Annotated in this window: 16 protein-coding genes; 12 read left to right on the plus strand and 4 right to left on the minus strand. The window is 69.8% G+C overall.

Annotation, left to right across the window (positions count from 1 at the left end; all coding sequences use genetic code 11):
• Positions 1 to 13 precede the first annotated feature (13 nt).
• The 3 genes from mycP (at position 14) to ACH4S7_RS18990 (ending at position 2,166) form a co-directional block, all read left to right on the plus strand.
• Entirely contained in the window at positions 14 to 1,306 is a 1,293-nt protein-coding gene (gene mycP, locus ACH4S7_RS18980) for a type VII secretion-associated serine protease mycosin (RefSeq protein ID WP_398522343.1), read from the plus strand.
• A gap of 157 nt (positions 1,307 to 1,463) precedes the next feature.
• Complete coding sequence (locus ACH4S7_RS18985) at positions 1,464 to 1,802, plus strand: WXG100 family type VII secretion target (protein WP_398522344.1); 339 nt, start codon at positions 1,464 to 1,466, stop codon at positions 1,800 to 1,802.
• Positions 1,803 to 1,872: 70 nt separating this feature from the next.
• Positions 1,873 to 2,166: a WXG100 family type VII secretion target gene (locus ACH4S7_RS18990; protein WP_398522345.1), complete on the plus strand. Its 294-nt coding sequence runs from the start codon at positions 1,873 to 1,875 to the stop codon at positions 2,164 to 2,166.
• Positions 2,167 to 2,290: 124 nt separating this feature from the next.
• On the opposite strand, the gene ACH4S7_RS18995 is transcribed toward ACH4S7_RS18990, so the two are convergent.
• A complete protein-coding gene (locus tag ACH4S7_RS18995) occupies positions 2,291 to 2,536 on the minus strand; it encodes a DUF397 domain-containing protein (RefSeq protein WP_398522346.1) in 246 nt (81 codons plus the stop codon).
• A 148-nt stretch (positions 2,537 to 2,684) separates the two neighbouring features.
• The gene (eccCa, locus tag ACH4S7_RS19000) at positions 2,685 to 6,635 is read right to left on the minus strand and encodes a type VII secretion protein EccCa (protein WP_398522347.1); all 3,951 of its coding nucleotides are present in this window, start codon (positions 6,633 to 6,635) and stop codon (positions 2,685 to 2,687) included.
• A 195-nt stretch (positions 6,636 to 6,830) separates the two neighbouring features.
• Here eccCa and eccD point away from each other — a divergent pair, with 195 nt between their 5' ends.
• The 6 genes from eccD (at position 6,831) to ACH4S7_RS19030 (ending at position 14,030) form a co-directional block, all read left to right on the plus strand.
• A complete protein-coding gene (eccD, locus tag ACH4S7_RS19005) occupies positions 6,831 to 8,309 on the plus strand; it encodes a type VII secretion integral membrane protein EccD (protein ID WP_398522348.1) in 1,479 nt (492 codons plus the stop codon).
• Positions 8,310 to 8,602: 293 nt separating this feature from the next.
• Complete coding sequence (rpsO, locus tag ACH4S7_RS19010; RefSeq protein ID WP_093600212.1) at positions 8,603 to 8,893, plus strand: 30S ribosomal protein S15; 291 nt, start codon at positions 8,603 to 8,605, stop codon at positions 8,891 to 8,893.
• 293 nt (positions 8,894 to 9,186) lie between these two features.
• Complete coding sequence (locus tag ACH4S7_RS19015) at positions 9,187 to 11,406, plus strand: polyribonucleotide nucleotidyltransferase (protein WP_398522349.1); 2,220 nt, start codon at positions 9,187 to 9,189, stop codon at positions 11,404 to 11,406.
• Positions 11,403 to 12,782 (plus strand): M16 family metallopeptidase, encoded by a 1,380-nt coding sequence (locus tag ACH4S7_RS19020; protein WP_398522350.1) that lies wholly within the window; start codon positions 11,403 to 11,405, stop codon positions 12,780 to 12,782. Before ACH4S7_RS19015 ends, ACH4S7_RS19020 begins: the two co-directional genes overlap by 4 nt.
• Before the next feature lie 29 nt (positions 12,783 to 12,811).
• Entirely contained in the window at positions 12,812 to 13,564 is a 753-nt protein-coding gene (dapB, locus tag ACH4S7_RS19025; protein ID WP_398522351.1) for a 4-hydroxy-tetrahydrodipicolinate reductase, read from the plus strand.
• Between the two features lie 4 nt (positions 13,565 to 13,568).
• Entirely contained in the window at positions 13,569 to 14,030 is a 462-nt protein-coding gene (locus ACH4S7_RS19030; protein WP_398522352.1) for a tetratricopeptide repeat protein, read from the plus strand.
• 69 nt (positions 14,031 to 14,099) lie between these two features.
• Here ACH4S7_RS19030 and ACH4S7_RS19035 read toward each other — a convergent pair whose 3' ends face one another.
• Both ACH4S7_RS19035 and ACH4S7_RS19040 read right to left on the minus strand, forming a co-directional pair.
• Positions 14,100 to 14,651: a hypothetical protein gene (locus tag ACH4S7_RS19035; RefSeq protein WP_398522353.1), complete on the minus strand. Its 552-nt coding sequence runs from the start codon at positions 14,649 to 14,651 to the stop codon at positions 14,100 to 14,102.
• Between the two features lie 101 nt (positions 14,652 to 14,752).
• A complete protein-coding gene (locus tag ACH4S7_RS19040; RefSeq protein ID WP_398522354.1) occupies positions 14,753 to 14,992 on the minus strand; it encodes a hypothetical protein in 240 nt (79 codons plus the stop codon).
• A 319-nt stretch (positions 14,993 to 15,311) separates the two neighbouring features.
• Between ACH4S7_RS19040 and thyX the strand changes: the two genes are divergently transcribed.
• The 3 genes from thyX to ACH4S7_RS19055 all read left to right on the plus strand — a co-directional run bounded on the left by thyX (position 15,312) and on the right by ACH4S7_RS19055 (position 19,048).
• Positions 15,312 to 16,052 carry an FAD-dependent thymidylate synthase gene (thyX, locus tag ACH4S7_RS19045; protein WP_398522355.1) on the plus strand — a complete coding sequence of 247 codons (741 nt, stop codon included), beginning with the start codon at positions 15,312 to 15,314 and terminating at the stop codon, positions 16,050 to 16,052.
• Between the two features lie 253 nt (positions 16,053 to 16,305).
• On the plus strand, positions 16,306 to 17,205 hold the full coding sequence (gene dapA / locus ACH4S7_RS19050; RefSeq protein ID WP_398522356.1) for a 4-hydroxy-tetrahydrodipicolinate synthase: 900 nt from the start codon (positions 16,306 to 16,308) through the stop codon (positions 17,203 to 17,205).
• Between the two features lie 157 nt (positions 17,206 to 17,362).
• Positions 17,363 to 19,048 carry a ribonuclease J gene (locus ACH4S7_RS19055; RefSeq protein WP_398522357.1) on the plus strand — a complete coding sequence of 562 codons (1,686 nt, stop codon included), beginning with the start codon at positions 17,363 to 17,365 and terminating at the stop codon, positions 19,046 to 19,048.
• Positions 19,049 to 19,222 lie beyond the last annotated feature (174 nt).

Genomic DNA, 19,222 nt, shown 5'->3' on the forward strand with positions numbered 1-19,222 from the left:
ACCGATCCGACCCGTGCGACGACTGACCGGGAAGGCGGCCCTGCTCGCGGCCGCGACCGCGCTGACGGGACTGGCCGCGGTGCCCCCGACCCCGACGGCGGGCGCGGCTGAACACCCCGCCGCCACCGGCCCCACCGACTCTCAGCACCCCGCGGCGGACACCGCCGTGCGCCTCGCCGGCGGCGGTGAGTGCACCTTCCCCATGCCCCAGCAGATAGCCGGCATCCCCTGGCCGCTCCAGCGCGTCCTGCTGGACCAGCTCTGGCAGGACACCAAGGGCAAGGGCGTGCGGGTCGCCGTCATCGACACCGGAGTGGACGTCAAGAACCCGCAACTGCGGTCGGCCGTGGACGCCTCGGCCGGCGCGGACCTCCTACCGGTCGACAAGGAGGACCCCGACGGCGACGCCGGGAAGACCAAGGGCACCGTCGACGTGATCGGCCACGGCACCAAGGTCGCCGGCATCATCGCGGCGCGCCCCCGCAGGGGCACCGGTTTCGTCGGTCTCGCGCCCCAGGCCACGATCATCCCGATCCGGCAGAACGACGAGAAGAACAGCGGCAACGACAAGACGATGGCCGAGGCGATCGACCACGCCATCGCCGAAGAGGCCGATGTCATCAACATCTCCCAGGACACCACCAAACCGCTCCAGCTCCACTCCCGGCTGAACCTGGCGGTCCAGCGGGCCCTGGACAAGGAGATCGTCGTCGTCGCATCGGCCGGCAACGACGGCATGGACGGCCGCACGAAGAACACCTATCCCGCGGCCTTCCCCGGTGTGCTCGCCGTCGCATCGTCCGACCGCAACAACGAACGCGCGGCGTTCTCCCAGCCCGGCGCGTTCGTCGGGGTCGCCGCCCCGGGCGTCGATGTCGTCTCCACCGTCCCCGGCGGCGGTCAGTGCGTCGACAACGGCACCAGCTTCTCCGCACCGTACGTGACCGGGGTGGTGGCGCTGCTCAAGGCCAAGTACCCCACCTGGACGGCGCCCCAGATCGTCGCCCAGATCGAGCAGACCGCCGAACGCAACATCAACGGCCGGGACGACTTCGTCGGCTGGGGAATCATCGACCCGGTGCGCGCGCTGGACGGCGCGGCGGGCCCGATCCCCGCCCCCAGCGCCGACCCGGGCCCGCCCAAGCCGCCCGCCCCCGAGCCCGCCGCGCTGGCCCTGACCGAGACCCCGCAGGAGCGCCGGGAGCGGTACGCGACCTATGCGCTGGGCATCGGCGTCGTCCTGGTCGCGGTGGTCGCCGGGACCGCGACGGTCATCCGGGACACCCGGCGCCGAAGGCCCTCCTGAGCGGGCGCAGAGGGCAAGTCAGCGGTAAAGACTTTGCAGTTGGAACTGTCATACCGAGTGGATAGAGTGACGATAGGACCGGTGGGAACCGGGCCGACACGGGGGCGGCATCCACAGGGCTTCCGTCTACGTCACCGTCGAAGGAAGAAGGGGCACGATGTCGGGCAATGAGAATCTGAAGGTCACCAGTAGTGAGATCACCGCACTCTCCGGCAAGATCGACAGCTTCCAGAACGAACTGAGCAACCGGATCACCTCGCTCAACGGTGTCGTCGACCGCATTCAGGCCGGCTGGAAGGGTGCGGCGAGCCAGGAGTACGACCGCGTCCAGAGCGATCTCAATCTGCGCCTGCGCAACGTCCAGCGCGATCTGGAGAATCTCCAGAACCTGGTCAAGATGAGCGCCGACGGCTTCGACGCCGAGGAGAGCGAGCGCATCTCGTCCTTCCGGAAGATGGAAGCCGCCAAGGGCAGCAGCGCCATCCTCAGCATCTGAGGCGCCGTACGGGCCCTCCGCGCCACCGCGGTGGCGCGGGACCTCCGACCTTCCCCTCAAGGAGCAAAGAATGACGACTGCCGTCAACTACGACACGGTGACCATGGCGGCCGGCGATGTGCGCGCCACCTCGACCTACCTCAACCAGCAGCTCGACGAACTGATGAACCGGGTCAAGCAGGTCGCGGGCGCCTGGGAGGGCGAGGCCAAGGACGCGTACATCGCGCTCCAGGGCAACATCGCCCAGAACATGGACGGACTCAACCAGGACCTGGCGACCATCGCCCGGCTGCTGGACCAGTCCGTCGCCGGCTACCAGGAGACGGACCGGGGCAACGCCGCCCGCTTCCGCACGATGAGCTGACGCGCACTCCGCCACGTACGAGACGCGCCCTCCACCACGTACGAAACGAAGCACGCGACGAAGCGCACGAAACGAAGGGGACCGTCCGCCGAGCGGCACGGTCCCCTTCGCCATGACAACACCCTCAGTGGAGGTCGAACTCCCCGTCGCGCGCGCCGAGGACGAACGCCCGCCACTCCGCCTCGGTGTACCGCAGAACGGTGTCCTGATCGAGCGAGGAGCGCATCGCGACCCCGCCGCCCGGCAGGTACGCGATCTCCACCCGCTCCTCGTCCGCGCTGGTACCGGGCGCGCTCAGCCACTCCACGCCGGAGATGTCGAGGGCGTACAACTCTTCCTTCTCGCGTTCCTTGTCGACTGCGTCAGCCATCGGCGCTGTGCCTTTCAGAGATCCCACGGGGACAGGTCGTACGCGGTGCGCGGGAGGGCCCGGGACCAACGCCCACGGGCGGTACGGGATCACCCCGTCACACGCGGAAGGTGAGCGCCGGGCACCCCCGGCGCTCACCTTATGCGGCTCACCGATCCGGCAGCCAGCCCACCTGGATCAACGGCGCGCCCCGCTTGCGGGAGACGAAGGTGCCCCGCCCCGGGGGCATCGGCCGGGCCCGTACATGACCCAGGATGTCGCCCTCGCCGGGGTCACCGGAGAGGATGACGCCCTGCGCCCCCAACTCCTTGACCCGCTGCATGAACGACTCGTACAGCGCCCGTGAGGCACCGGCGGAGCTGCGGGCGATGATGAAGCGGATGCCGACGTCCCGCGCGAACGGCAGGTGCTCCACCAGCGCCGCGAGCGGGTTGCCCGAGGCCGTGGCGACCAGCTCGTAATCGTCGATGATCACGAAGAGCTGCGGTCCCGTCCACCAACTGCGGTCCCGTAGCTGCTGCGGGGTGATGTCCGGCTTCGGCGCCCGCCTGCCCATGACCGTGTTGATGGCGTCCATGTGCAGTTCCATCGCCGAGGTCATCGGCGCGTACTCCAGCAGGTGCGAGGACGGCACCGCCTCCAACATGGTCCGGCGGTAGTCGCCGACCACGATCCGCGCCTCCTCCGGGGTGTAGCGCTCGGTGATCCGCTGGGCGATCAGCCGCAGCAGCGCGGTCTTGCCCGATTCGCTCTCCCCGAAGACCAGGAAGAACGGGTCGGTCTCGAAGTCCACGAACACCGGCTCCAGGCTGGTCTCGTCGATACCGATCGCGATGCCCTGCGCCCGCTGCTCGAACCCCTTCGGCAGCCGCTCGGCGGGCAGCCGGCGCGGCAGCAGCCGGATGACCGGCGCGGGCGCCCCACTCCAGTGGCTCCTGACCGACTGGACGAACGCCGTCGTACCGTCCGAGAGATCGGCCGCCGAGCTGACCGAGTCGATCCTCGGCAGGGCCGTCATGAAGTGCAGCTTCTCGGGGACCTGGCCGCGGCCCGGCACCCCCGGCGGCACGTTCGCCGCCACCTTGCGGTCGAACTCGGAGTCCATGACATCGCCGAGCCGCAATTCGAGCCGCCCCAGCATCTGGTCCTTGAGCGCCGCCCTGACCTCCATGTACCGGGCGGCGGTGAGGACGACGTGGATGCCGTAGCCCAGACCGCGCGCGGTGAGGTCCGCGACGACCGGCTCCAGCATCTCGTAGTCGTTCTTGAAGCCGCCCCAGCCGTCGATGACGAGGAAGACGTCGCCCCACGCCTCCCCGGGCAGCTCCCCGGCGGCGCGCTTGCGGCGGTAGGTGGTGACGGAGTCGATGCCGTGGGACCTGAAGAACTCCTCACGCCGGTTCAGCACCCCGAGCACCTCGGCGACCGCGCGCCGCACCCGCTCGGGATCCAGCCGGGAGGCGACCCCGCCCACATGCGGCAGCTCGGCCAGCGACGACAGTCCGCCGCCGCCGAAGTCCAGACAGTAGAACTGCACCTCGGCCGGGGTGTGGGTGAGCGCGAAGGACGAGACCAGGGTCCGTATCAGCGTCGACTTCCCGGACTGCGGTCCACCGACGACCATCATGTGCCCCGCCGCGCCCGAGAAGTCGCGGTACAGCACCTCGCGCCGCTGCTCGAACGGCTTGTCGATCAGGCCGAGCGGGACCGTCAGCCCACCGGGGCGGGTGTACTCGGTCGCGGTGAGCCCCCGGTCGGCGGTGGGCGCGAGACCCGGCAGCAACTGGTCCAGCGTGGGCGCCCGGTCCAGCGGCGGCAGCCACACCTGATGGGCCGGCACCCCCTGGCCCTCCAGCCGGCGCACGATCACATCGAGCACCGTGTCCGCCAGCGCGTCGTCGCCCGCGCCGCGGCGGGCGGTCGCGGCCGGGTCAGGCGCCGCGTACACCACCGGCACCGGGGCCGCGGTGAAGACGGCGGGTCGCCGCTCGATCGGCAACTGACCGGCCGACAGGTCCGGACCCCCAGTGCGGTACGTGCCGGAGACGTACGCCGCCTTGAAGCGCGTCATGTCCTCCGTACCGAACTTCAGATACCCGGAACCCGGCACCGACGGCAGATGGTAGGCGTCCGGCACTCCGATCGCCGTCCGAGACTCGGCGGCGGAGAAGGTCCGCAGCCCGATGCGGTACGAGAGGTAGGTGTCGAGCCCGCGCAGTTTGCCCTCCTCCAGACGCTGCGAGGCCAGCAGCAGATGCACCCCCAGCGAACGCCCGATCCGGCCGATCTGGATGAACATGTCGATGAAGTCGGGTTTCGCGGTGAGCAGTTCGGAGAACTCGTCGAGCACCAGGACGAGAGAGGCCAGCGGTTCCAGTGGTGCCCCAGCGGCACGGGCCTTCTCGTAGTCGTGGATGTTGGCGTAATTACCGGACCGGTGCAGTAGTTCCTGGCGCCGCTGGAGTTCGCCCCGAATCGCGTCGCCCATCCGGTCGACCAGCGTCAGATCGTCCGACAGGTTGGTGATCACGGCCGCGACGTGCGGCATCTGCGACATCCCGGCGAAGGTCGCGCCGCCCTTGAAGTCCGCGAGGACGAAGTTCAGCGTCTCCGACGAGTGGGTGACCGCGAGCCCGAGCACCAGGGTGCGCAGCAGCTCCGACTTGCCGGAACCGGTCGCCCCGACACAGAGCCCGTGCGGGCCCATGCCCTCCTGCGCCGCCTCCTTGAGGTCGAGCATCACCGGCTGGCCGTCCTCGCCGACACCGATCGGCACCCGCAGCCGCTCCGCCATGGAGCGGGGGCGCCAGGTGCGGGCCACGTCGACCCCGCCCGCGTCCCCCAGGTTCAGCAGATCGGTGAAGTCCAGATTGGCCAGCAGCGGTTCGTCGTCGTCGCCCCCGCCGGTCCGCAGCGGGGCGAGCTGACGGGCGAGCGCTTCGGCGGCCGGCAGCGAGATGCCGTCCGGGACGCCCTCGTACGCCACCCGGTGACCGGAGGCGAGCCGCAGCCGGCCGGGCCGTACGACGATCGAGAGCCCACCGCGCGGCTCGTCCAACTCGCCGGAGACGACCTCCACGATGGTGACGCCCTGGAGGCCCTCGGCCGCCGCGAAGAGCGAGTCCGGCGGCACCGTGCCGCCGTCCAGGACGACCACGACATGCGGCTGGTCGAGCACCGGCTGGTTCTCCCGGCTGAACCGGGGCCGGCCGTCCAGCCTGCTGTGCAACGACCGCTCCAGCTCGCCGAGGTCGTCGCCGAAGAGCCGCTTCGTACCGGCGCCGTCGATCTGCCCCGGCACCTGGGTGTGCGGAAGCCACTTCGTCCAGTCCCAGCGCTCCACCGCGCCCGGCGCCACCACCACGGCGACCATCAGATCCTCGGGGGAGTGCAGCGTCGTGAGTTGGGCGACCAGCGCCCGCGCGGCGGACCGCGCCGACTCCGGCTCCCCGGAGATCGTCAGATGGTAGAAGGCACGCATCGAGATCGCCATCGGCAGCCCGTCCAGCGAACCGTGCACCGCGAGGAACTGCTGCATCGCCCCGGCGGCCAGCGGCTCCAGCTCGTCCACCGGAGCGGTCTCCGGGGCGATCAGCGGGGTGGCGAGCTGCTGTGCGCCGAGGCCGACCCGGATCTGGCCGAAGTCCTTGTCGCCCACCCGTCGTTCCCACACCCGCGAGCCCTCGGCCACCAGGGACCAGAGCTGCTCGGGGTCGGGGTTCAGATAGAGCTGTGCGTCCCGCTGGCGGCGGGCCGTCCGGCGGATCGTGCGCCGGGTCTGGGCGAGGTATTTGAGGTAGTCCCGACGGACATCCGCAATTTGCCCCTGCGTACCGCGGCGGAATCTGACGACCTGTGCCACGACCATTGCCACGGTCGAGACCAGCATCAGCACACCCATGATGCGCATGAAGGGAGGCGCCTGCGGCGAGAAGAAGAAGACCACCGACGAGCCCATGCCGAGGACCGGCAGGATCTGCATCAGCATCCCCTCTTGCTGACCGCGGGGCAGCTCAGGAGGAGGCTCAAGGGCCAGCTCGTCCGTGGGTACTTCGGGCGGTAGCGACCTCGGCGGGCGTTTCACGACGATCTGGCTCACCGGAGCATCAATCCCTCGATACGGATGTATGCGGATGGGCAGGTTCCGCACCGACGCCCCCGTGAGCGGCGGGCCCCCTCCGCGCGTCGGCGATCCTACGTGCAGACCGGTACGACCGGCCCCGGTAGGGTGGCGCGCGCATCGTGCGCAACCGCGAAGAAGAGGGTGCGCAACGCGAATCAGGGGGTCCAGACAGTGAGTACGACCGCAGCGACCGGCTTCTGCCGCGTCACCGTCGTCGCGCCGGACAGCCGCATTGACGTCGCCCTCCCCGAAGACATCGCCGTCGCCGACGTCTACCCGGAGATCCTGCGCCTCACCGGTCAGACCCAGACCCCCGGCACCCCCAGCGGCTACCACCTGGTCCGCCGCGACGGGACCGTGCTCAACGGCGCCCGCTCCCTCGGCGCCCAGCGCGTCCTCGACGGCGAACTCCTCAGCCTGCGGCCCTTCTCGGAGTCCCTGCCGCCCGCCGTCTACGACGACGTGTCCGACGCCGTCGCCTCCGCCGTCCGCCGCGACCGCCACCTCTGGAGCGATGAACTCCTGCGGGCCGCGGGGCTGGTGGGCGGCGTACTGCTGCTGGTGCTGATGGGTTTCGTGCTCTGGTTCGCCGACCCCGTCCGCCATGACATGCACAGCCTGCCCGGTGTCATCGCCGGCGCGGCCGGACTCCTCCTCACCGCCTTCGCCGGCGTCCGCGCCCGGGTCTACGCGGACCGTGCCACCGCGGTCGCCCTCGGCCTCGGCGCCCTGCCCCTGCTGCTGATAGCCGGCTCCGGGATCATCGGTCCCGACGCGGGCGAAGGACCCGGCAAGCTCCAGTTCCTGCTCGGCTGTGTCACCGTCCTCGTCGCCGCCGTCGCCCTGGCCGCCCTCACCCCCAGCGGCGACGCCCCCTTCGTCGCCGCCACCTTCCTCGCCACGACCGGCACCCTCGCCACGTTCGTCGGCATCCTCACCGAGGCCACCGCCACCGGGATCGCCGCCGTCGTCGCCCCCGTCGCCATCGGCCTGATCGCCTTCCTCCCCGGCCTCTCCGCCCGCTTCGCCCGCCTCCCCATCGGCTACGCCGCCCCGCGCAGCGCCGCCGACGACGACTTCCACGGCGACACCGCCGACCCGGGCGCGGCACCCGCCCCCGAGCCCGTCGACGGCGAGCGCATCGCGCTCCAGGCCCGGCGCGGCCACGAGATGCTCCTCGGCCTCGTCGGCGGCTGCTCGGCCGCCGTCGTCGGCTCCGCCGCCGTCCTCGGCTTCTCCGGCAGCTTCTGGGGCCAGCTCCTCGCCCTCACCACCGGCCTCGCCGCCCTGCTCCGCGCCCGGCTCTTCCGTTACACCTCACAGGTCGCCTGCGCCCTGGTCGCCGGCATCGCCGCCATCGCGCTGCTCGTCCTCGGTCTCTCCCTCAACCCGCCCGCCGACCTGGTCAAGGATCTGATCATGTACGGGGACCGGGGCGGCCTGGACGTCCGTACGATCTGGTTGACCGCCGCCGTCGCCGCGGGCGCCGCGCTGATCACCGCCATCAGCCTCGTCATCCCGAAGAAGGGACTCACCCCGTTCTGGGGCCGCCTCCTCGACCTCACCGAGGGGCTCGTCCTGCTCTCGCTGCTGCCGCTCTGCCTCGCTGTGCTCGACGTCTACAACGCGGCCCGCTCCCTGACCAGCTAAGGGCCTCTCGTTCGGATCAGGCCGGGCCCGCGCCGACAAGATCGCCCGGACCGGACCCGGTCCGGCCGGCCTCCGGGGGCCCCGTACGGCCCATCGGCCCGGACCACGCCGCCTGACCGGCCGGTCAGAAGCCTGCTCAGGGGCTGGTACGCTGGGTGACGGCCGTTTGTGTACGCGTTCCCGGATCATCTGGGAACAGCGCTCATCGGACCTTCGCCTCCGAGTCACGGAAGCTCCCCTGAGACCCAGACCAGGGGCACTCGCGGGCGCATCGAACACCCTGAGGAGTACGAGTGTCTCTCGACGCCGCTACGAAGAAGCAGATCATGACCGAGTTCGGCACCAAGGAGGGCGACACCGGCTCCCCCGAGGTGCAGGTCGCGATGCTCTCCCGCCGTATCTCGGACCTGACCGAGCACCTCAAGACCCACAAGCACGACCACCACTCCCGCCGTGGTCTGCTCATCCTGGTCGGCCAGCGCCGCCGTCTGCTGCAGTACCTGGCCAAGAAGGACATCCAGCGCTTCCGTGCCCTGGTCGACCGCCTCGGCATCCGCCGTGGTGCGGCCGGCGGCGCCAAGTAAGACGCCGTGGAGGGAGCGGTTCCCACGCTGAAGGGGGCCGCTCCCTTTTGCTGTACGTGCGCGACGTACCGGACGGCATTTAGTCTGGTGACGGAACACACCACCAAAAACTGAACCAGCGAGAAGCCGACTCGCCGCCGCCGGTCCTCGGTAGTGGCTCCCGGAGAACCGGAACGCCGGTGACCCCCGGGTGCTTCGATCGAAGACCGGCCCGCAGTACGAGAGCTTCTCCGCACGTCCTCCCGCCACACGGGCGAGGGGACGAAAGACGCAACGTAACGGAGAAAACGCTAGTGGAGAACGAGACCCACTACGCCGAGGCCGTCATTGACAACGGCACCTTCGGCACCCGCACCATCCGCTTCGAGACGGGCCGCCTGGCCAAGCAGGCCGCCGGCTCCGCCGTGGCGTACCTGGACGACGACACCATGGTGCTGTCGGCCACCACCGCTTCCAAGAAGCCCAAGGACCAGCTCGACTTCTTCCCCCTCACGGTGGACGTCGAGGAGCGGATGTACGCGGCCGGCAAGATCCCCGGCTCCTTCTTCCGCCGTGAGGGCCGGCCCTCCGAGGACGCGATCCTCACCTGCCGCCTGATCGACCGCCCGCTGCGCCCCTCCTTCAAGAAGGGCCTGCGCAACGAGATCCAGATCGTCGAGACGATCATGGCGCTCAACCCCGACCACCTGTACGACGTGGTCGCCATCAACGCCGCCTCCTGCTCCACGCAGCTCGCCGGCCTGCCCTTCTCGGGCCCCATCGGTGGTACCCGGGTCGCGCTGATCAAGGGCCAGTGGGTCGGTTTCCCGACCCACACCGAGCTGGCGGACGCCGTCTTCGACATGGTCGTCGCCGGCCGTGTCCTGGACGACGGCGACGTCGCGATCATGATGGTCGAGGCCGAGGCCACCGACAAGACGATCCAGCTCGTCAAGGACGGTGCCGAGGCGCCGACCGAGGAGATCGTCGCCGCCGGTCTTGAGGCCGCGAAGCCCTTCATCAAGGCGCTCTGCAAGGCCCAGTCGGACCTCGCCGCCAAGGCCGCCAAGCCCGAGGGCGAGTTCCCGGTCTTCCTGGAGTACGAGGACGACGTCCTGGAGGCGCTCACCGCCGCCGTCAAGGGCGAGCTCTCCCAGGCGCTGACCATCGCCGGCAAGCAGGACCGCGAGGCCGAGCTGGACCGCGTCAAGGCGGTCGCCGCCGAGAAGCTGCTTCCGAAGTTCGAAGGCCGCGAGAAGGAGATCTCCGCCGCCTACCGCTCGCTGACCAAGTCCCTGGTGCGCGAGCGCGTCATCAAGGACAAGGTCCGCATCGACGGCCGCGGTGTCACCGACATCCGCACGCTGGCCGCCGAGGTCGAGGCCATCCCGCGCGTTCACGGCTCCGCCCTGTTCGAGCGTGGCGAGACCCAGATCCTGGGCGTCACCACCCTGAACATGCTCCGCATGGAGCAGCAGCTCGACACCCTCTCCCCGGTGACCCGCAAGCGCTACATGCACAACTACAACTTCCCGCCCTACTCCGTCGGTGAGACGGGCCGCGTCGGCTCGCCCAAGCGCCGCGAGATCGGCCACGGCGCCCTCGCCGAGCGCGCGATCACGCCGGTCCTGCCGACCCGCGAGGAGTTCCCCTACGCGATCCGTCAGGTGTCCGAGGCCCTCGGCTCCAACGGCTCCACCTCCATGGGCTCGGTCTGCGCCTCGACGATGTCGCTGCTGAACGCCGGTGTGCCGCTGAAGGCCCCCGTCGCCGGTATCGCCATGGGCCTGATCTCCGAGGAGATCGACGGCAAGACGCACTACGTCGCCCTCACCGACATCCTCGGTGCGGAGGACGCCTTCGGCGACATGGACTTCAAGGTCGCCGGTACCAAGGAGTTCGTCACCGCCCTCCAGCTCGACACCAAGCTGGACGGCATCCCGGCCTCCGTCCTGGCCGCGGCCCTCAAGCAGGCCCGCGACGCCCGCCTCCACATCCTCGACGTGATGATGGAAGCGATCGACACGCCGGACGAGATGTCCCCCAACGCCCCGCGGATCATCACCGTCAAGATCCCCGTGGACAAGATCGGCGAGGTCATCGGCCCCAAGGGCAAGATGATCAACCAGATCCAGGAGGACACCGGCGCCGAGATCACGATCGAGGACGACGGCACCATCTACATCGGTGCCGCCGACGGCCCGGCCGCCGAGGCCGCCCGCGCCACGATCAACGGCATCGCCAACCCGACCATGCCGGAGGTCGGCGAGCGCTACCTGGGCACGGTCGTCAAGACCACGACCTTCGGCGCGTTCGTCTCCCTGCTCCCGGGCAAGGACGGCCTGCTGCACATCTCGCAGATCCGCAAGCTCGCCGGTGGCAAGCGCGTGGAGAACGTCGAGGACGTGCTCGCGGTCGGCTCCAAGGTGCAGGTCGAGATCGCCGAGATCGACTCGCGCGGCAAGCTCTCGCTGATCCCCGTGATCGACGGCGAAGCGGCTGGCGACGACGAGAAGGACGACGCTGCCAAGTGACACCGCGTAGTTCCCGTGCTACGGCCCGCACCTCTTCGGAGGTGCGGGCCGTAGCCCGTACCCAAACGCTTCTCCGCGGCGAGAACGGCATCGGCACGGTCCGCCGCACCACCCTCCCCGGTGGTCTGCGCATCGTCACCGAGACCCTGCCGTCCGTCCGGTCCGCCACCTTCGGCATCTGGGCCCACGTCGGCTCCCGCGACGAGACACCGTCGCTGAACGGTGCCACGCACTACCTGGAGCACCTCCTCTTCAAGGGCACCGAGCGCCGCTCCGCCCTCGACATCTCCTCGGCGATCGACGCGGTCGGCGGTGAGATGAACGCCTTCACGGCGAAGGAGTACACCTGCTACTACGCACGGGTCCTCGACACCGATCTGCCGCTCGCCATCGACGTGGTCTGCGACATGCTCACCGGCTCGCTGATCCTCCAGGAGGACGTGGACGCCGAGCGCGGTGTCATCCTCGAAGAGATCGCGATGACCGAGGACGACCCCGGCGACTGTGTGCACGACCTCTTCGCGCACACCATGTTCGGTGACACGCCCCTCGGCCGCCCGGTCCTCGGCACCGTCGACACCGTCAACGCGCTGACCGCCGACCGGGTCCGCCGCTTCTACCAGAAGCACTACGACCCGACCCACCTGGTCGTCGCCGCCGCGGGCAATGTCGACCACGCCACCGTCGTCCGCCAGGTCCGCCGCGCCTTCGAGAAGGCCGGCACCCTGACCCGTACGGACGCGGTCCCGATCGCCCCGCGCGACGGCAGCCGCTCCGTGCGCACGGCCGGCCGGGTCGAGCTGCTCGGCCGCAAGACCGAGCAGGCCCATGTGGTCCTCGGGATGCCCGGCCTCGCCCGCACCGACGAGCGCCGCTGGGCGCTCGGCGTGCTGAACACGGCGCTCGGCGGTGGTATGTCCTCCCGCCTCTTCCAGGAGGTGCGGGAGAAGCGCGGCCTCGCCTACAGCGTGTACTCGTACACCTCCGGCTTCGCCGACTGCGGGCTCTTCGGCGTCTACGCGGGCTGCCGCCCCAACCAGGTCCACGACGTCCTGAAGATCTGCCGGGACGAACTCGACCGGGCGGCCGGCGACGGCCTCACGGACGACGAGATCGGCCGTGCCATCGGCCAGCTCGCCGGTTCCACGGTGCTCGGCCTGGAGGACACGGGCGCGCTGATGAACCGTATCGGCAAGAGCGAGCTGTGCTGGGGCACCCAGATGTCCGTGGACGACATGCTCGCCCGGATCGCGGCCGTCACCCCCGACGAGGTCCGTTCGGTCGCGGCCGAGGTCCTCGGCCAGCGGCCCTCCCTCGCGGTCATCGGACCGCTCAAGGACCGCCAGGCGGACCGGCTGCACGAGTCCGTTTCCTAGATCGTTCGAACTCTCCGAGGAATGAACTGATGAGCAAGGTGCGTGTGGCGGTCATCGGCGCCAAGGGCCGGATCGGCTCGGAAGCGGTACGGGCCGTCGAGGCCGCCGACGATCTGGAACTGGTCGCCGCCCTCGGCCGGGGGGACGAACTCGCGACCCTGACGGAGACGGGCGCCCAGGTGGTGGTCGAGCTGACCACTCCGGCCTCGGTGCTGGACAATCTCGACTTCTGCGTGCGCCACGGCATCCACGCGGTCGTCGGCACCACCGGCTGGACCACCGACCGCCTCGCGCGGCTCGACACCTGGCTCGCCGCCTCCCCGGCCACCGGTGTGCTCATCGCGCCGAACTTCTCCATCGGTGCGGTACTCACCATGCGCTTCGCCCAGCAGGCGGCACGCTTCTTCGAGTCGGCCGAGGTGGTGGAACTGCACCATCCGAACAAGGTCGACGCGCCGAGCGGCACCGCCACCCGCACGGCCCAGCTGATCGCCGCCGCCCGCGCCGAAGCGGGCATCGGCCCGCAGCCCGACGCGACCGTCACCGCGCTGGACGGCGCCCGCGGTGCGGACGTCGACGGCGTCCCGGTGCACGCGGTGCGGCTCCGCGGGCTGCTGGCCCACCAGGAGGTGCTGCTGGGCAGCGAGGGCGAGACCCTCACCATCCGGCACGACTCGCTCCACCACAGCAGCTTCATGCCGGGCATCCTGCTGGGTGTCCGCCGTGTCGTGACCACCCCGGGCCTCACCATCGGCCTGGAAAACTTCCTCGACATCGGCTGATCCCATGCGCGCGAAAATCACCTATCTGGTCCTGTCCGCCGCCCTGATCGGCTACTTCCTCCTGGTCGGCAGCCGGGGCGTGCTGCTTATCCAGCAGGGCACCCCGGTCACCGTGGCCTTCGGGATCGCCGTGCTGATCCTGCCGGTGATCGGCATCTGGTTCCTCTGGAAGAACACGCAGTTCGTCACCAAGGCCAACCGCCTGGCGGCGGAACTGGACGCCGAGGGCGGACTGCCGGTGGACAAACTGGCCCGGACACCCGGCGGACGGATCGACCGGGACGCCGCCGACGAGGTCTTCGCCGCGCGCCGCGCGGAGACGGAGGACTCCCCGGGTGACTGGCGCTGCTGGTTCCGGCTGGCGATCGCCTACCACGACGCCCGGGACACGCCGCGCGCGCGGAAGGCGATGCAGCGGGCCATCGCCCTGCGCGAGAACCGGGAGACGAGCCCCACCGGCGTCTGACACACGGAAACCGGCACACGGAGAAGGGCCCGGGGGCGGCAACCGCCCCCGGGCCCTTCTTCCGTACGATCAGACGGTCCGGTACTCCGACGCCCACGCCTCCAGCGTGTCCGCGGCCCGGTCGAAGGCATCCACCCGTGACAGGAAGTCCGCGTTGTGGTCGGTCAGCAGCGGCAGCGGGTCACGCGTCCCCTCGCGTACGAGGAGGAGCGCCTGGCCCTGCACCGTGCGCGGCAACCCCAGCCAGCGCACCGGCTGCTGCACCGTCCGCACCTCGGATGCCTTGTGCCACGCCACGGTGGTCGTGGTGAAGTAGCCGACCCGCCGCAGTCCGTGCCGGCTGACCCAGACCCCGGAACGCAGCAGCCGCAGCGCCGCCGCGATCAGGCCGAGCCCGATGGCGAGACAGACGGCGGCGCCGGACAGGGTCCCGGCGAAAACGATGATCATCGCGGCCAGCAGTACGAACGAGGCGAGCAATAGGGATACGGCCGCGGCGCCGACCCGCCAGGGACCGGGGCGGTAGGGACGCCGCCACTCGTCATGGTCGTCGAAGGGCAGTGCGACGTCATCCGGGTTCGCGTCAAACGCACGATCGGCCGTCAGAAAGGGCAGGGGCACGACTGATCCTCACTCACCAGCACACGTGAATTGTGGGGGCTGTGACGGGTGAGGCTACCGAGGCGCTCGCCGGTCGACCACCCCAGGGGGGCCGTACGAGGTCAGCGACGCTCGGAAGCCTCGGACTGCTGGGCGTTGCCCGCCGTCTGCCCGGCCTCCAGCGAGGGAAGCCCGAAGAGCAGCGAACCGACGAGCCCGGCGACGACGGTCAGCCCGATCAGCGTACGACCCGTGACCTGGGAGACGGTGAGACGTTCACGCGGCGGGGGAGTGACGTTACTGCGGAAGCTGTCGTGCTCGGCTACGAAAGAGAAAGGGACGGCTTCCCGCCGGCGGAACATCAGGAACACTCTCCTCGATGGGGGGTGGTGGGTCGATCGGGGGTGACGGGCGACTGCCGCCCGTACGGCATACGGCGCTGTGGAGCTGCACCGCGCTGCTACCCGTACCGTGCTGTGCTGCTGTCTGTAGCTGTTACCTGTACAGACGAGCGAAACCGTCAATCGGTGCCCGAATCCCACGGATCCGTGGAAGATTCCCCGGGATCGGGGCGGGGGACGCGACCGTACGGCCCCGGGACCAGCGGGGGAAGCGGGGGAGGCCGGGCCGGCCCGGTTAGGATGGTCGGCGCCCAGCTCAGCCCTTGGAAGGACACTCCCGGTGACCGATACGCCCGCCGAAACCGTGAATCCCAGTTTCCGCGGTGATGTCACCGTCGACCTGGTGAAGCACTCCGCCGCCGACTCCGACGTGCTCTGGGCGGCCCGCGTCTCCACCGCCGGCGAACAGTCCCTGGCCGAGCTGAGCAAGGACCCGGAGCGCTCCAAGGGCCTCATCAACTACCTGATGCGGGACCGGCACGGCAGCCCCTTCGAGCACAACTCGATGACCTTCTTCATCAGCGCCCCGATCTTCGTCTTCCGCGAGTTCATGCGGCACCGCGTGGGCTGGTCCTACAACGAGGAATCCGGCCGCTACCGGGAGCTCCAGCCGGTGTTCTACGTCCCCGGCCAGGACCGCAAGCTGGTCCAGGAGGGCCGCCCCGGCAAGTACGTCTTCGTGGACGGCAGCCCGGCGCAGCACAAGGTCGTCAGCGACGCCATGGAGGACTCCTACCGGCGTTCGTACGAGACCTACCAGGAGATGCTGGCCGCGGGCATCGCCCGTGAGGTGGCCCGCGCGGTCCTCCCGGTCGGCCTGTTCTCGTCGATGTACGCGACCTGCAACGCCCGCTCGCTGATGCACTTCCTCGGTCTGCGCACCCAGCACGAGCTGGCGACGGTGCCGTCGTTCCCGCAGCGCGAGATCGAGATGGTCGGTGAGCGGATGGAGGAGCACTGGGCCGGGCTGATGCCCCTCACCCACGCCGCCTTCAACAAGAACGGCCGCGTCGCCCCCTGACCCGACAACCGGCCGGATCCGGCCGGTACCGGCGTCGCTCGGCGGACGGTATGACGGCACAGATGTACGTATATAACCGCTTTACCCGCAGAAGTGTCCGCATTGCGGTGTTTCATGAAGTTCATCTAGGCTGATCAAACGGACCCGGCACTGCCTGAACCCCCGAGCAGTCAGTGCCGGGATCCACCTGCCACGTCGTACGTCACGTCCCCGAAGGGACACAGCGTGCTGAGCAACGAGTAGCGTGTTACCCATGGCTCCGATCTCCACTCCGCAGGCCCCCTTCGGGCGGGTCCTCACCGCCATGGTCACGCCCTTCACGGCGGACGGCGCACTCGACATCGACGGCGCGCAGCGCTTGGCGACCCATCTGGTGGATGCAGGCAATGACGGCCTGATCATCAATGGCACCACCGGCGAGTCGCCCACCACCAGCGACGCGGAGAAAGACCAGCTCGTACGCGCGGTCCTGGAGGCGGTCGGAGACCGGGCGCACATCGTGGCGGGCATCGGCACCAACGACACCCGGCACAGCGTCGAATTGGCACGGGCCGCCGAACGCGCCGGCGCACACGGCCTGCTCGCGGTCACGCCGTACTACAACAAGCCCCCCCAGGACGGCCTGCTCCAGCACTTCTCGGCCATCGCCGACGCCACCGCGCTGCCCGTGATGCTCTACGACATCCCCGGCCGCAGCGGCGTCCCGATCGACACCGAGACCATCGTGCGCCTAGCCGACCACCCGAGGATCGTGGCCAACAAGGACGCCAAGGGCGACCTCGGCCGCGCTAGCTGGGCCATCGCCCGCTCCGGCCTGGCCTGGTACTCGGGCGACGATATGCTCAATCTCCCGCTGCTCTCGGTCGGCGCCGTCGGTTTCGTCTCCGTGGTCGGCCATGTCGTCACCCCGGAACTGAGGGCCCTCCTCGACGCCCACACCAGTGGCGACGTCCAGAAGGCGACCGAGATCCACCAGCGGCTGCTCCCGGTCTTCACCGGCATGTTCCGCACCCAGGGCGTGATCACCACGAAGGCGGCGCTCACCCTCCAGGGACTCCCGGCCGGCCCGCTCCGGCTCCCCCTGGTCGAGCTGTCCCCGCAGGAGATGGCCCAGCTGAAGGTCGACCTCGCGGCCGGCGGGGTGCAGGTCTGACCTCTATCGGGGTACAGCTCTGATCACAGACTTCATAACTGAATACGAGAAGAAGAACCGGCCCTGATGGCCGGACCACCAGACAACAGCAAGTGCACGATTGTCATGTACGCCATGTGCCTGTGCGGTACGTGGCGTATGTGGTGAGGAGAGTCTTTTGAGTCATCCGCATCCCGAACTAGGCGCCCCGCCGAAGCTCCCGAAGGGCGGCCTGCGCGTCACCCCGCTCGGCGGTCTCGGTGAGATCGGCCGCAACATGACCGTCTTCGAGTACGACGGCCGACTGCTCATCGTCGACTGCGGCGTCCTCTTCCCCGAGGAGGAGCAGCCCGGTATCGACCTGATCCTGCCGGACTTCACCACCCTCCGGGACCGTCTCGACGATATCGAGGGCATCGTCCTCACCCACGGTCACGAGGACCACATCGGCGGTGTGCCGTATCTGCTCCGGCTGAAGCCGGACATCCCGCTGATCGGCTCCAAGCTGACCCTCGCCCTGATCGAGGCGAAGCTCCAGGAGCACCGCATCCGGCCGTACACGCTGGAGGTGGCCGAGGGCCACCGCGAGCGCATCGGTCCCTTCGACTGCGAGTTCATCGCGGTCAACCACTCCATCCCGGACGCGCTGGCCGTCGCCATCCGCACCCCCGCGGGCATGGTCGTCCACACCGGCGACTTCAAGATGGACCAGCTCCCGCTGGACGGCCGCCTCACCGACCTGCACGCCTTCGCCCGGCTCAGCGAGGAGGGCATCGACCTCCTGCTGTCCGACTCCACGAACGCCGAGGTCCCGGGCTTCGTCCCGCCCGAGCGCGATATCTCCAACGTGCTGCGGCAGGTCTTCGCCAACGCCCAGAAGCGCATCATCGTGGCGAGCTTCGCCAGCCATGTGCACCGCATCCAGCAGATCCTCGACGCCGCCCACGAGTACGGGCGCCGGGTGGCCTTCGTCGGCCGCTCGATGGTCCGCAATATGGGTATCGCCCGCGACCTGGGCTATCTCCGGGTCCCGGCCGGTCTGGTGGTGGACGTCCGCTCGCTGGACGACCTGCCGGACAGCGAGGTCGTCCTCGTCTGCACGGGTTCCCAGGGCGAGCCGATGGCGGCCCTGTCCCGGATGGCCAACCGTGATCACCAGATCCGGATCGTCCAGGGCGACACCGTCATCCTGGCCTCGTCCCTCATCCCGGGCAACGAGAACGCGGTCTACCGCGTGATCAACGGCCTGACCCGTTGGGGCGCCAACGTCATCCACAAGGGCAACGCCAAGGTCCATGTCTCCGGCCATGCGTCGGCCGGCGAGCTGCTGTACTTCTACAACATCTGCCGACCGAAGAACCTGATGCCGGTCCACGGCGAATGGCGCCATCTGCGTGCCAACGCCGAGCTGGGTGCACTGACGGGTGTCCCCAAGGACCGCATCGTCATCGCCGAGGACGGCGTGGTGGTCGACCTGATCGGCGGCAAGGCCCGGATCGTCGGCAAGGTCCAGGCCGGTTATGTGTACGTCGACGGCCTCTCGGTCGGCGATGTCACCGAGACCTCGCTGAAGGACCGCCGCATCCTCGGTGACGAGGGCTTCATCTCGGTCTTCGTGGTGGTGGACTCCACCACCGGCAAGATCGTCGGCGGCCCGCACGTCCACGCGCGCGGGTCCGGTATCGAGGACTCGACGCTGCTCGCCGTGCTTCCGAAGATCGAGGAAGCCATCGCCAGGTCCGCGTCGGACGGCGTCGTCGAGCCCCACCAGCTCCAGCAGCTCGTCCGCCGCACGGTGGGCAAGTGGGTCTCCGACACCTACCGCCGCCGCCCGATGATCCTCCCGGTCGTCGTCGAGGTCTGACGCACGACGCTCTGACGTCGCACTTCCTGGAGCGGGGGGGGGGGGGGGGGGGGGGGGGGGGGGGCGCGGCGCCCCGCGGGCGGGGGGGGGGGGGGGGGGCGCGGGGGCCCGGCGGGGGGGGGGGGGGGCCCGCCCCGGGGCCGGGGGGGGGGGGGCCCGGGCGCGGGGGCGGGG

The sequence above is a fragment of the Streptomyces sp. NPDC020965 genome (genome assembly GCF_044333555.1).
Lineage (GTDB): Bacteria > Actinomycetota > Actinomycetes > Streptomycetales > Streptomycetaceae > Streptomyces.